Origin of the sequence: Pyxidicoccus trucidator, from assembly GCF_010894435.1 — a bacterium.
In the GTDB taxonomy this organism is placed as follows: Bacteria; Myxococcota; Myxococcia; order Myxococcales; family Myxococcaceae; genus Myxococcus; species Myxococcus trucidator.
The window spans coordinates 144,251-156,011 of the sequence record NZ_JAAIXZ010000026.1; the positions used below are offsets into that span (position 1 = coordinate 144,251).

The following is an 11,761-nucleotide window of genomic DNA, read 5'->3' on the forward strand; positions in this document are numbered from 1 at the left end:
AGGTCTCACGCCGCTCGCCTCAGGGCTCGAAGCCTCCGAGGAAGGTGTCGCGCCGTCCACCCATGGGGGACGGCAGCATCCCCGTGCCGAAGTCCACCTCGGCGATTTGCGAGCCCGCCAGGACGCACGCGCCCGTGGTGGCATGCGAGGAGACGAGGTAGCGGTCCCAGGACACGTCCGTGTTGGGCGGGTGGTTCATCGCGAAGCCGCGAACCCAGCGCAGCGCGCCGTCGATGCGGTCCAGCTTCGCGAGGAAGAGGTTGGACTGCACGCCCGGCACGCCCCGCATGGGGCCGGTGCCCAGGTCGTCGCCATCCTCGTACCGGCCGACGACGACGGCGCCGTCGTTGTAGTCCATGGAGACGTCCAGGCCCGTGAAGCCGAGCACGCGCGCCCAGCGCTCATTGCCCTCGCGGTCGAAGGCCGCCACCAGCGCGTCGCTCCAGCTCCCCTTCGCCTGGTACGTCCGCCCCTCGAAGGTGAAGGGGTGGATGAACCAGCCCGTCACCAGCACGCGGTTGCCGTGCACGGCGACGCTGGTGCCGGCACCGTACGTCGTGCCCAGCTTCCGCTCCCACAGCGGGTTGCCCGAGGCGTCCAGTCGCAGGAGGAAGGGCTGGTGGGCCAGCTGCCCCGGCGTCCGCACCTTGTGGATGCCCGTCAGGTAGATGAAGCCCTCGCTGTCCGCGGCCACGCCAAGGCCAAAGCTCTCGCGCGGCTCCCGGCGGAACCACAGGAAGTCCCCACCCGGCCCCAGCTTCAGCAGCCCCGCCACGTTGTGCAGCACCGCGTCCGGCTGGTTGCCCACCAGCACCACGTTGCCCGACCGGTCCGCGTCCATGCGGTGAAGCTCGAAGTCCCGGGGCGCGCCCAGCGACTCCAGCGAGTGGGACCACACGAAGTCCCCGTCCCGGTCCAGCTTGAGGATGAAGCGTCCCGCCGGCAGCGCCCCACCGCCATAATCCGCTCCGGCCGGGCTGCGGCCCGCGACGAGCGCGTTGCCCCGCGAGTCCACGGTGAACGCCTCGGCCAGGCCCGGGAGCTGGAGCGACCACAGCCGCTCACCGCCGGGGCCGTACTTCACCACCACGAAGGTGCGGGGCAGGTACGCGGCGAGTGCCCCATGCCCGTCCCGGAGCCTGTCGCTGGGGGCGCCTTCGTCCAGGTTCAACGCCAACACCAGGTTGCCCGTCGAGTCATGTCCGAGCCCCACGACGAACTCCTTGCCCATCCCCTTCACCGACTGGAGCCAGCGCGTCCCTCCCGGAGTCGCGGCCGCCGCCAGCGGGGCCACTCCGTCCGGTGCCGTCGGCGTCAGCGGGGCCACCCCGTCCGGTGCGTCCGGCGTCAGCGGCACCGACTCCGAGCGGTCCTCCTCCCGGGCATCCCCGCCGCTGCCCTCTTCCACGGGCCCACCGCACGCCGCCAGCACCAAGGCCACGCAGGCACCCCAACCCCATCCCCATCCACGACGCATGTCACTTCCCCCACCTCAACGCCCGAGCCCCGAGCAGCGGGCGGCACACCGCACGCACGGTGGGGATTCGGCCATCCTCGCGCCACCTTCCCGGGCCATGCTTGACGGTCGACTGGCACACACCCACGTCCCCACGCCGGGAGAGCGGGCAGACGTACGAGCGCAGTAGACGCGCCCACCCGCCCTGCGCTCCAATCCGGAGGATGATGACCGAGCAAGAGGCGACACAGGTGCTGTCGGACGCGGAGCTGGTGCCCTGCGCGGAGATGGCGCTGATGGACGCACGGCGACTGGTGGAGGCCTGTCTGGGCGCGGACGTGCCGGCGCTCGTGCACCGCGAGGCGTGCGAGAAGCTGGGATGCAGCCCGAAGTTCCAGGTGCTGGTGCGCCCCGAGGACGGTCCCCGCGTGGCCGCCCTCCTCCAGCAACGCTGGATGGACAGCATCCACCGCGAGGGGCTGATGCCCACCGGAACACCCGGGCAGTCCCTCGCCGCGCCCGCCGAGGACGGTGAGCCGCCCTGCCCCGCGTGTGGCACCGCCGCGCCCCTGGTGGCCGGGGCCTGCGCCGACTGCGGCCTCCAGCTCGAGTAGCAGGCGAGCGGGCGCGACCTTCCGCCAGACGTCAGTTCCCCTGACTCAGGCGCCAGCGCAGAATGGGCCGCCCCGGAGCATGCTTGGAAGCAGCGGGAGGACTCGAATGGAAGTCAAAGGCGTCGCGTTCCTGGCACGGCAGCAGATGATGGTGCAGTCCCACGGAGAGGCGGCCTGGAAGAGCTTCCTCGCGGACTTCGCGAAGAAGGAGCCGTTCTTCGCCATGCCCATCATGCCGGTGACGCGCATGCCGGCGGAGGCGTTCCTCCGCTTCAACGAGGAGCTGCTCTCGCGCTTCTACTCCGGCAACGAGAGCGCCTGGTGGCAGTTCGGCATCAAGTCCGCCGAGTACGCGCTGAGCCAGGGCCAGCTGAAGACCATGTTCAGCCCCGGAGACCTGCGGCGCTTCCTCCAGTTCACCCCCGGAATCTGGAAGGGCTACTTCACCGAGGGCGACCTGAAGGCCCTCCCCGGACAGGGCTACACGGACCTGAACATCGTCAACGTGCCCAGGCCCCACGCGTACTTCGAGCTGTCGGTGATGGGCTTCGCGTTTGGCGGCCTGACGTACCTGGGCGCGAAGAACCTCCAGCACCAGGTGCTCAAGAGCTACAAGAAGGGCGACAAGGAAGTGCTCTACCGCTTCAACGTGAGCTGACGGAGCCCGGGAGCCCGCTACGGCGCGGAGGCGGCGGTGGCGCCCGGCTCGGCGGGGCGCTCGGCCACCGCCGGGGTGGGCTCCGGCCTCAGCCGCAGGTCCGCCACCACCGGGTAGTGGTCCGACACGTTGACGCGCAGCACGCGGCTGGCCACCGGCGTGAAAGACTCACACGCCAGCACGTAGTCGATGCGCAGCGTGGGCAGGACGAACGGCAGCGGGTACGTGCCCGTCGCCCCGCCGGTGGCGGCCACCACGTCCCGCATGCCCCGCCGCAGCAGGCGGATGGGGCGCGAGTCCGGGTCGTCGTTGAGGTCCCCCAGCAGCAGCTTGGGCCTCGCGTCGGCCGCCAGCAGCCGGGCCACCAGCGCGCTCTGCCGCACGCGCGCGTCCCCGTTGAAGGGGCGGCGGATGAGGTGGGTGAGGTAGACGCTCACCTCGCGCCCGTCCACCTGGAGCACCGCGTGGGCCAGCGTGCGGGGCTCCGCGCCGCGAGGCACCGGCAGCGGGTACTGCGCCAGCGACTCCAGCGGGAAGCGGGACAGCAGGGCGAGGCCATAAGCGCCGCCATACAGGTCCGTGGTGCGGAAGTGGGCGCGGTACGGCAGGCCGGTGAGGCGGGACAGCTCCGCCACCTGGTCCACCCCGCCCGCGCGCGTGGAGCCGACGTCCACCTCCTGCAGCGCGACGACGTCCGGCACCGAGGCGCGGATGACGTTCGCCACGCCCTCCAGCCCTCGGGCCCCGGACTGGATGTTGAAGGTCATCACCCGAAGCTCCCCCGTCTTGCGCTGGACGGAGGTGGCCGGGGCCTCCGGCGGGCGGAGGCCGGGGCCGGTCGCACACGCGAGCGGCCCCATCAGGAACAGGATGGGCAGGAGTCGGCGGAGGTGCATGTCGGAAGGGCGCGGATGTTAGGCCGCGCCTCCCGACGCTGTCTCCCCACCGCTCCGGGCCCGTCCGCCGGGCAGGCAGACGCCTACGCGGTGCGGCGGAGCCTGGCGGCGGCTACCGGCGGCGACGCAGGCGCGCACCCACCAGCAGCAGCACCGCGCCCAGCAGCGGCACGCCACCGGCGGCGGCGCAGCCACCCTCGTCATCACCACCGCCGCCATCGCCCACGGTGATGGTCTTCTGGGACAGGGCCGAGCCGTCACCCTCGGGCTGCTGGTCTCCGTTGGTGGAGTTGCCCGCGCCGAAGAGGGTGATGGTGGCGCCAGAGGCCGGCGCCACCAGGGTGAAGTCGAAGCGCGCCTCGCCGTTGGCGAAGGCCTTGGACTGGGTGTGCGTCAGCTCACCGCTCTCCTTGCGCTGGCCCGAGCCGGCGGTCAGCGAGCCGGCGCTCACCGCCACGTTGAAGCCGCCGCGGGAGGCCGCGCCGCCCTTGATGATGATCGAGTAGTTGCCCGTGGCGCCCGGCTCCAGGGTGGCGGGACCTTCCAGCGTCACCGTGGGCGTGGCGCCACCGCTGTGGCAGCCGGAGCCCATGCACGTGGACGTGCCGGACTGCTTGCCGCTGTAGCCCACGTTGCCGGTGACGTACGCGAACGCGGAGCCGGAGACGAGGCACGCCGCCATGGCGCCAGCAACCCCGAGAGACGAAAGAGACGACCGCATGAAGAAGCCTCCTGATGGAGAACGACTGGGAAGAGGCTCCTTCATAGCGCGATGCGGCATCCGTTCCCAGCAACACTCAGCGCACACCGGCCCGGAGCAGCAGCGCACAGGCCTCGTCACGCAGTTGCGACAAGGTGTGCCGGGTGTTCCCCCCGGCATTCTCCAGTCCGGCCACCATCGACAGCAGCCCGTGCGCCACCGTCCACGCGACGTTGGCCAGCCGGCGCGGCTGGAAGCCCGGGGCGAGCCGGCCCGCGCGCGCCTCCACCTGGAGCCGGGCCTCGAGCGAATCATTGAGCCGCGCGCTCAGGGCATACACGCGCTCGCGCTGCGAGTCGGACTGACGGCCCAGCAATTGGGGCCAGAGGTACACGACGCGGAAGGCGTCCAGGTCCTCCGCGTACAGGTCCACCTTCGCCCGCACCAGCGCCGACAGCGCCTCCACGCCACCCGGGGCGGAGGCCACCGCCGCCTCCAGCACCTCCACCTCGCGGGCGAGCCCCTCCACCGCCAGCTCCCCGACGAGGTCCTCCTTGGAGCGGAAGTAGTAGAAGAGCGACGGCTTGCTCAGGTCCGCCTCGGCGGCCACCGCCTCCAGCGTCAGCCCGGCGAGGCCCTCGCGCACCAGGACGGCCCTGGCCGCGGTGAGGATGGCCTTGCGCCGTCCCTCCTGACGGCGCGCCTTGCGGGCCTCGCGCTCCTCCGCGCCCGAGGCGGGGGCCACCTCCCTGGGCGGCGCGCGGCGGCGGCCGGCGGGCGACTTCCGCCCGCCCCCGCTAGAGCCGGCTGAAGCCATTCGCCAGCGCCTCCCGGCCACCGCGCTCCACCACGTCGCCGTGGCACACCACCACCCGCTCCGCGTCCCACGCCATCACCCGGCTGAGGGCCTCGCGCACCGACGGCTTGTGCTTGATGAGGAGCCGGGCGGTGAGCGTGGACGCCAGCCGCTGCCACGCGCCGCTGAGCTTCAGATAGACGCGCAGGCGCCACGAGTCCGTCTGGTGGAAGTTGAAGGCCAGGTCCGTGACGAGCACCGTGCGGCTGGGACGGTGGAAGAAGATGAACTCGTCCAGCTTCGGCATGCCCCGGACGTAGACCTGGTCGATGACGCCCGCCCAGCCGACCTCCGCCGCGTCCCCCATCTCCAGGTCGATGCGCATGTCGGGCCGCTTGCGCCGCAGGTGCCGGGGCGCCGCCACCTGCGCGTCCGGATACGCCGCCGCCCAGTCCGGCACGGCCAGGTAGTGCATGAGGTTGGGCGCCACCAGGAAGCGCACCGGCCCCAGCGCATCCACCGCCGCGCGGACCTCGGGAGTCAGCCGGACGGGCGAGTGGACCCACAGCCCACCGTTCGGCAGGCGGATGACAGTCATGCGGCCGCCCACCTCGAGGCCGGCAAAGCGGAAGGGCACGGTGAGGACATGGACGTCCTCGGCCACGAGGCGAAGCATGGGTGTCTCCTGGGGTGTGGGTTCCTACCTTTGTTCCATATTTTGACCGCTGGTCGAATTTATCGCAACCCATTCCATGCGACGGGGAACGCTAGGGGCGACGGGGCCGTTGATTTCCGGGAGGGGCCAGCGTAGGCAACCCTCCTCTTTCAACGACTTTCGAAGGGTGCTCCGCACATGGCCGAGAAGCTCACGCCCCGCGAGAAGGGCTTTTCCGAGTGGTACGTCGACCTGGTCCAGAAGGCGAAGCTCGCCGACTACTCGGACGTGAAGGGCTGCATGGTCATCCGGCCCAACGGCTACGCCATCTGGGAGAACATGCAGCGTGTCCTGGACAAGATGTTCAAGGACCTGGGCCACAAGAACGCCTACTTCCCGCTGCTCATCCCCGAGAGCTACCTGAAGAAGGAGGCGGAGCACGTCGAGGGCTTCAACCCGCAGCTGGCCGTCGTCACGCACGCGGGCGGCGCCAAGCTGGAGGAGCCCTACGTCATCCGGCCCACCAGTGAGACCATCATCAACCGCTCCTTCTCCAAGTGGATTCAGAGCTACCGGGACTTGCCCCTGCTCCTGAACCAGTGGGCGAACGTGATGCGGTGGGAGATGCGCACGCGCCTGTTCCTGCGCACCACCGAGTTCCTCTGGCAGGAAGGCCACACCTGCCACGAGACGGAGGAGGACGCGGAGAAGGAGACGCTCCAGATGCTGGAGGTCTACCGGACGTTCGCCGAGGACTACATGGCGATGCCGGTGCTGACGGGGCGCAAGTCGGAGTCGGAGCGGTTCGCCGGCGCGCTGCGCACGTACAGCATCGAGGCGATGATGCAGGACAAGAAGGCGCTGCAGGCGGGCACCAGCCACAACCTGGGGCAGAACTTCGCCAAGGCCTTCGACACGAAGTTCCAGGGCCGCGACGGCCGGGAGCACTTCGTGTGGCAGACGTCCTGGGGCGTGTCCACGCGCCTCATCGGCGGCCTCATCATGACGCACTCGGATGACAACGGCTTCATCGTCCCGCCGAAGCTGGCGGCCACGCACGTGGTCATCATCCCCATCTTCGGCAAGGCCTCGGACACGGAGAAGGCGCAGGTGCTGGAGAAGAGCCACGCGCTGGCCAGCGACTTGCGCAAGGCGGGGCTGGGCGTGGTGGTGGACGACGACGACAGCAAGGGCCCGGGCTTCAAGTACTACGAGCACGAATTGGTGGGCACGTGCGTGCGCATCGAAATCGGGCCCAAGGACCTGGCCAAGGACTCGTGCGTCATGGTGCGCCGGGACTTGAAGCAGAAGGAGTTCATCCCGCTGGGTGAGGCCGTCACCAAGGCCCAGGCCATGCTGGACGCCATGCAGAAGGACCTGTTCAACAAGGCGAAGGCCCACCGCGACTCGCACACCTTCGAGGTCAACTCCTACGAGGAGCTGAAGGCGAAGGCGGACGACGGCTTCCTCCTGGCGCACTGGAACCTGGACCCGAAGGTGGAGGCGCGCATCAAGGAGGAGACGGGGCTCACCACGCGCTGCCGCCCCTTCAGCCTCAAGCAGGAGCCGGGCAAGTGCGTCGTCACCGGCGAGCCCTCGCCGGGCCGCATCGTGTTCTCCAAGGCGTACTGAGCCACGCCTGAGCGGTGAAGCCAGAGGGCCACGGGAGTCATCCCGCGGCCCTCTCGCTTTTCGCGGGCGTCGCTAGACGGTGAACGGCGTCTGGCGCTCGAACTCGCGGCTGGGAATGCCGACGAGGGAGTAGTTGGGCGACTGCAGCGGCGGCATGCGCCGGACGATGCGGCGGTGGAAGGTGCGGTGGCTGCCGCGGAACTTCCCGCCGTTGTAGACGCGCAGCAGGTTGGCCGTGAAGAGGCCGTTGAAGGAGCCGTCGCTGGAGAGCTGGTTGTCCTGGCACCCGGAGATGAGCAGCACGGTGGCCTTCATCGTCAGCTTCGGGTCGTCCTTGGGCAGCGCGTCCATGATCTGGTCGTACATGGCCTTGTTGTTGCGGTAGGTGCGCAGGGCGATGCCCACCGGCATGTCCTTGAAGCGCCGCTCCTCGGGCACCGAGTCCTGCACGGTGTCCGCCAGCATCTCCAGGCTGCCGCTGCCGCGCAGCGCCGCGTAGGCCATCTTGCTCACCGTGCCGCTGTGACAACTGTCGGAGAACATCAGCACGCGCACGCCCTGCTTCAGCTTCGACAGCGAGTTGTAGATTTCGTCGTCGATGAGCTCTCCGTCATAGAGCACCCACGTCTCGTCCTGGGCGTCCACCTCGTCGTTGTTCCTGTCAGGCAGCTGGCCGCCGTGCCCCGAGTACGACAGCAGGTAGAGGTCGCCGGGCTGTAGCACCCGGGCCGCCTCGTCCATCTCCTTCAGCACCCGCGCGCGCGTCGCGTCCTTCGTCAGCACCTTGCGTACGGTGCCGTATTTCTGCTCGCGAGCGATGAGCTCCATGTCCTCCGCGTCCGCCTCGCAGGCCATGAGGGCCCCGTCCCACCCCGCGTAGTGAGCCGGGTCCACCGAGTTGAGGCCGATGTTCAACGAATATCCCTGCGCCATGAGTCACACTCCTCCCAAGTACTGCCGGGTGGAGCGCCGGGGGCGGAGGTGTGACGCGGGCGGCCTGGGCTCCAGGCGCTCAGCTCGCCGGGAGCAGGGCGGGCTTGCGGGGGACGAAGGTGGCCACCGGCTCCGCCTTGCCCGCCACTGGCAGGGGCTCGGCCGGCTCGAAGTCGAAGGCGCCCTGGCACCGCTGCATCGTCGCCCCGGACACGAGCATGGAGACGCCCACCTTCTTGGTGAGCCCCTCAATCCGGCTGGCGAGGTTCACCGCGTCGCCAATCACCGTGTACTCGCGCCGCTGCTCGCTGCCCACGTCCCCGACGACGACGCGCCCGGTGTGGATGCCGATGCCGATGCGCAGCGGCTCCTCGCCCCGCGCGGCGCGCTCGGTGTTGAGCGCCTCCAGCGCCTCCAGCATGGCCAGGCCGCACGAGACGGCGGCCTCGTGGTGGTCCGCCAGCGGCAGCGGCGCGCCGAAGTAGGCGAGGATGCCGTCGCCGATGAACTTGTCGAGCGTCCCCCCGTGGCGGAACACCACCTCCACCATGCGGGAGAGGTACTCGTTGAGCAACGCCACCACCTGCGGGCTCTCCATGCGCTCGGACATGGAGGTGAAGCCGCGGATGTCGGAGAAGAGCAGCGTCACCTCGCGGTGCTCGCCGCCCTTCGCCTCGGCGCCGCGCTCGGCAATCTGCCGGGCCACCTCGGGAGAGAAGTAGCGGCCCAGGCGCTCGCGCTGCACCTCCTCCTGCGCCACCTGCGTCACCAGGCCCAGCACCTGGCGGCCGATGAAGACCGCCGCCAGCGCGGCCAGCGACAGCACCAGCACCACGCCGGAGAGGAAGGACGCATCCGGCAGGTCGGCCGCGCGAGCCAGGAGCGTCTGCAGGACGATGGCCACCCCGGCGGTCGCCGCCACTCGCACACGCGATAGCGTCACCAGCGCCACGACCACCACCAGGGTGATGTAGACGCCCAGCGTCAGCAGCGCGACGGGCACCGGGGCGGCCGAGTCGAGGATGGCCAACCGTTGGAGGATGAAGATGGCGGGCATGTCGACGACGGCGAGCAGGAGGGCTGACCGGCTCAGGAGCGCCGGGAAGCTTCGTGCGCCGAGCCACAGCAGGAAGGCCACTCCCAGGTATGCGGCCAGCAGGCCCCGGGGCACTCCCCAGTGGAACCCCCAGGCCATCAGCAGCCAGCCCGCCACGCCCGCGAACCGGACCCGGTTGAGCCACTCGCCCACCTGCGCGCGCCAGCCCTCCAGGCGTTGCCGGAGTGTGTCCTCGACCTGGGTACGCTTCTGCATGGGCCAGAGACGGTAGCCCAACGTGCCCGCTCCCTCCAGGAACGGACCGGGCCGCTCGCGGCAGGTGGGCTATCTTCCCGGGTATGGCGAGCATCGGTCACGTGGCGGTGGGCCTGGCCCTGGGCAGGTACGAGGCGGGCGGCACGTCCGCGCGCAGGCTGGCTGTCGCCATGACGCTGCTCTCCCTGCTCGCCCTGCTGCCGGACGCGGACGTGGTGGCCTTCCGGCTCGGCATCCCCTACTCCGCGCCCTGGGGACACCGGGGTGCCTCGCACTCGGTGGCCTTCGCCGTGGGCGTGGCGCTCGTCGCGGTAGCCCTGGCGCGGGCCCTGCGCGCTCCGGCCGCGAAGTGGGGCGTGCTCACGTTCCTCGCGGTGGCGAGCCATGGCGTGCTGGACTCGCTCACCAATGGCGGCCTGGGCGCGGCGCTGCTGTGGCCCTTCTCGCAGGGGCGCTACTTCGCCCCGCTGCGCCCGCTGCCGGTGTCCCCCATCGGCGCGGGGATGCTCTCTTCGCGCGGCTTGTACGTCGTCACGGTGGAACTGCTCGCCTTCCTCCCCTTCTGGGCCTACGCGCTCTGGCCGCGCGGGCACCGCCAGGAGCCCTGAGCCATGCGCCTGTTCACCGCCGTCACGCTGGGCACCACGATTGAGTCGCGCGCCACCGCTGAGCTGCAGCGACTGCGCGCCCTGGCGCCGCATGCCCGCTGGGTGAAGGTGGAGGGCGTCCACCTCACGCTGGTGTTCCTGGGCGACGTGGAGGAGGCGCGGCTGCCGTCCCTCCGTGAAGCGCTGGAGCCCGTGGGCCCCCGGCACGCGCCCTTCGTCCTGTCCGTGGGTGGCGGGGGGAGCTTCGGCTCGCCCGCGCGCCCGCGCGTGCTCTGGGCGGACGTGCGCGGGGCGACGGACGCGCTGGAGGCACTCCAGGTGGACACGGCCGCCGTGCTCCAGCCGCTGGGCTTCGAGCCCGAGCACCGCGAGTACACCGCGCACCTCACCCTGGCGCGCGCGAAGGACCCGAGGGGAGACCCGGCCCTCGCGCGGTGTGCGCAGGCGCTGGAGGCGTCGGACTTCGGCGAGGGGCGCGTGGACCGGCTGGTGCTCTTCGAGAGCCGGGGCGGGCACTACCACCCCCGGCTGGATGTGCCGCTCACGCGCGCGGGGTGACGGCTTTCGGCACGAGGGAGGCCATGGGTGGACGCGGACTGGCGCCGGGCTCGCACCGTCCCGGCCGGCTGGCATCCTGGCTGCAATATCCGTGGGCAGGCGCATGCAAGCGCCCGAAAGGACTTGGACGATGCGGTGGAGTGTCCTCGTAGCGGTGTGGCTGGGTGCCCACGGAGCGGTCGCGGCGCCACGGTTGGAGGAAGGCCTGCGGACGGGGGACATCGTCCTGCACACCTCCCGCTCGCGGCAGTCCCAGTTCATCCAGGCGGCGACGGAGAGCCCGTTCTCTCACGTTGGAATGGTGGAGGTGACGCCCAAGGGTGCCTGGGTGGTGGAGGCCGTGCAGCCGGTGCAGCGCGTGTCCTTCGCGAAGTGGAAGGCGCGCGGCGTGAAGGGCCGCATCCTGGTGCTGCGGCCGAAGGCGCTGAGCGATGCGCAGAAGCAGCAGGCCGTGGACACGGCGAAGACGCACCTGGGCAAGCCCTATGACTGGCACTTCGGCTGGGGTGACGAGGCGATGTACTGCTCGGAGCTGGTGCGCAAGGCGTACGCCCAGGGCGCGGGCGTGGAGTACGGGAAGATGGAGCGCCTGGGCTCGCTCAAGGTGGCCGGGCTGAAGAAGCCCATGCGCGAGCGGTACGGCGCGAAGGTGCCCATGGACCTGGAGCTGGTGACGCCCGCGAGCCTGGCCACGGATGCACGGCTGGAAGTGGTGCACTCGGACTTCCCGTCGGTGCGGTAGGAGCGCGTCTTCCCACGCGCCGGGTACAGCCCGGGTCAGCGGGGACCGGGCTGTGGAGAGGCGGGGTCGCGCGGCTAGTTGAACTGCGCGAGATGCGGGGTTTGAGGTTGCCTGGCGTGTGAGGCGGGCGGGAGGCAAGTGAGGGGGCTGGCTGTTGGTGCTTGTAGGGAGGCGCGCCATGGCCGAGCAGGCAGCCCTGCG

At 70.6% G+C, this 11,761-nt stretch carries 13 protein-coding genes; 6 read left to right on the plus strand and 7 right to left on the minus strand.

Annotated elements, in window-relative coordinates; all coding sequences use genetic code 11:
- Window positions 1-19: 19 nt before the first annotated feature.
- Window positions 20-1,441 (minus strand): hypothetical protein, encoded by a 1,422-nt coding sequence (locus tag G4D85_RS44125; protein WP_164020304.1) that lies wholly within the window; start codon window positions 1,439-1,441, stop codon window positions 20-22.
- 239 nt (window positions 1,442-1,680) lie between these two features.
- Here G4D85_RS44125 and G4D85_RS44130 point away from each other — a divergent pair, with 239 nt between their 5' ends.
- Together G4D85_RS44130 and G4D85_RS44135 are read left to right on the plus strand one after the other, a co-directional pair.
- Complete coding sequence (locus G4D85_RS44130) at window positions 1,681-2,070, plus strand: hypothetical protein (protein ID WP_164020305.1); 390 nt, start codon at window positions 1,681-1,683, stop codon at window positions 2,068-2,070.
- A gap of 106 nt (window positions 2,071-2,176) precedes the next feature.
- Window positions 2,177-2,728 carry a hypothetical protein gene (locus G4D85_RS44135; protein WP_164020306.1) on the plus strand — a complete coding sequence of 184 codons (552 nt, stop codon included), beginning with the start codon at window positions 2,177-2,179 and terminating at the stop codon, window positions 2,726-2,728.
- Window positions 2,729-2,745: 17 nt separating this feature from the next.
- Here G4D85_RS44135 and G4D85_RS44140 read toward each other — a convergent pair whose 3' ends face one another.
- The 4 genes from G4D85_RS44140 to G4D85_RS44155 form a co-directional block, all read right to left on the minus strand.
- Complete coding sequence (locus G4D85_RS44140) at window positions 2,746-3,624, minus strand: endonuclease/exonuclease/phosphatase family protein (RefSeq protein ID WP_164020307.1); 879 nt, start codon at window positions 3,622-3,624, stop codon at window positions 2,746-2,748.
- A gap of 112 nt (window positions 3,625-3,736) precedes the next feature.
- On the minus strand, window positions 3,737-4,345 hold the full coding sequence (locus G4D85_RS44145) for an MXAN_6652 family MXYO-CTERM-anchored protein (RefSeq protein ID WP_164020308.1): 609 nt from the start codon (window positions 4,343-4,345) through the stop codon (window positions 3,737-3,739).
- A 76-nt stretch (window positions 4,346-4,421) separates the two neighbouring features.
- Entirely contained in the window at window positions 4,422-5,141 is a 720-nt protein-coding gene (locus tag G4D85_RS44150) for a TetR/AcrR family transcriptional regulator (protein WP_164020310.1), read from the minus strand.
- Window positions 5,122-5,796 (minus strand): DUF4336 domain-containing protein, encoded by a 675-nt coding sequence (locus tag G4D85_RS44155; protein WP_164020312.1) that lies wholly within the window; start codon window positions 5,794-5,796, stop codon window positions 5,122-5,124. The genes G4D85_RS44150 and G4D85_RS44155 overlap by 20 nt, the downstream gene beginning before the upstream one ends.
- 177 nt (window positions 5,797-5,973) lie before the next feature.
- Between G4D85_RS44155 and proS the strand changes: the two genes are divergently transcribed.
- Entirely contained in the window at window positions 5,974-7,407 is a 1,434-nt protein-coding gene (gene proS / locus G4D85_RS44160) for a proline--tRNA ligase (protein ID WP_164020314.1), read from the plus strand.
- 72 nt (window positions 7,408-7,479) lie between these two features.
- Here proS and G4D85_RS44165 read toward each other — a convergent pair whose 3' ends face one another.
- Together G4D85_RS44165 and G4D85_RS44170 are read right to left on the minus strand one after the other, a co-directional pair.
- The gene (locus G4D85_RS44165; RefSeq protein ID WP_164020317.1) at window positions 7,480-8,340 is read right to left on the minus strand and encodes a caspase family protein; all 861 of its coding nucleotides are present in this window, start codon (window positions 8,338-8,340) and stop codon (window positions 7,480-7,482) included.
- A 79-nt stretch (window positions 8,341-8,419) separates the two neighbouring features.
- Window positions 8,420-9,652, minus strand: a complete 1,233-nt coding sequence (locus tag G4D85_RS44170) for an adenylate/guanylate cyclase domain-containing protein (protein ID WP_164020320.1) — start codon at window positions 9,650-9,652, stop codon at window positions 8,420-8,422.
- A gap of 83 nt (window positions 9,653-9,735) precedes the next feature.
- On the opposite strand from G4D85_RS44170, the gene G4D85_RS44175 reads away from it, so the two are divergent.
- The 3 genes from G4D85_RS44175 (at window position 9,736) to G4D85_RS44185 (ending at window position 11,560) form a co-directional block, all read left to right on the plus strand.
- Window positions 9,736-10,260, plus strand: coding sequence for a metal-dependent hydrolase (locus tag G4D85_RS44175; protein WP_164020321.1), 525 nt, complete (start codon window positions 9,736-9,738; stop codon window positions 10,258-10,260).
- A 3-nt stretch (window positions 10,261-10,263) separates the two neighbouring features.
- A complete protein-coding gene (thpR, locus tag G4D85_RS44180) occupies window positions 10,264-10,818 on the plus strand; it encodes an RNA 2',3'-cyclic phosphodiesterase (protein ID WP_164020323.1) in 555 nt (184 codons plus the stop codon).
- A 130-nt stretch (window positions 10,819-10,948) separates the two neighbouring features.
- Window positions 10,949-11,560, plus strand: a complete 612-nt coding sequence (locus tag G4D85_RS44185) for a YiiX family permuted papain-like enzyme (protein WP_164020325.1) — start codon at window positions 10,949-10,951, stop codon at window positions 11,558-11,560.
- Window positions 11,561-11,761 lie beyond the last annotated feature (201 nt).

What these genes read in the sequence shown, in the direction of transcription:
- G4D85_RS44130 (WP_164020305.1), top strand. Translation starts at nt 1,681, where the DNA reads ATGATGACCGAGCAAGAGGCGACACAGGTGCTGTCGGACGCGGAGCTG.
- G4D85_RS44135 (WP_164020306.1), top strand. Translation starts at nt 2,177, where the DNA reads ATGGAAGTCAAAGGCGTCGCGTTCCTGGCACGGCAGCAGATGATGGTG.
- G4D85_RS44140 (WP_164020307.1), bottom strand. Translation starts at nt 3,624, where the DNA reads ATGCACCTCCGCCGACTCCTGCCCATCCTGTTCCTGATGGGGCCGCTC.
- G4D85_RS44145 (WP_164020308.1), bottom strand. Translation starts at nt 4,345, where the DNA reads ATGCGGTCGTCTCTTTCGTCTCTCGGGGTTGCTGGCGCCATGGCGGCG.
- G4D85_RS44150 (WP_164020310.1), bottom strand. Translation starts at nt 5,141, where the DNA reads ATGGCTTCAGCCGGCTCTAGCGGGGGCGGGCGGAAGTCGCCCGCCGGC.
- G4D85_RS44155 (WP_164020312.1), bottom strand. Translation starts at nt 5,796, where the DNA reads ATGCTTCGCCTCGTGGCCGAGGACGTCCATGTCCTCACCGTGCCCTTC.
- proS (WP_164020314.1), top strand. Translation starts at nt 5,974, where the DNA reads ATGGCCGAGAAGCTCACGCCCCGCGAGAAGGGCTTTTCCGAGTGGTAC.
- G4D85_RS44165 (WP_164020317.1), bottom strand. Translation starts at nt 8,340, where the DNA reads ATGGCGCAGGGATATTCGTTGAACATCGGCCTCAACTCGGTGGACCCG.
- G4D85_RS44170 (WP_164020320.1), bottom strand. Translation starts at nt 9,652, where the DNA reads ATGCAGAAGCGTACCCAGGTCGAGGACACACTCCGGCAACGCCTGGAG.
- G4D85_RS44175 (WP_164020321.1), top strand. Translation starts at nt 9,736, where the DNA reads ATGGCGAGCATCGGTCACGTGGCGGTGGGCCTGGCCCTGGGCAGGTAC.
- thpR (WP_164020323.1), top strand. Translation starts at nt 10,264, where the DNA reads ATGCGCCTGTTCACCGCCGTCACGCTGGGCACCACGATTGAGTCGCGC.
- G4D85_RS44185 (WP_164020325.1), top strand. Translation starts at nt 10,949, where the DNA reads ATGCGGTGGAGTGTCCTCGTAGCGGTGTGGCTGGGTGCCCACGGAGCG.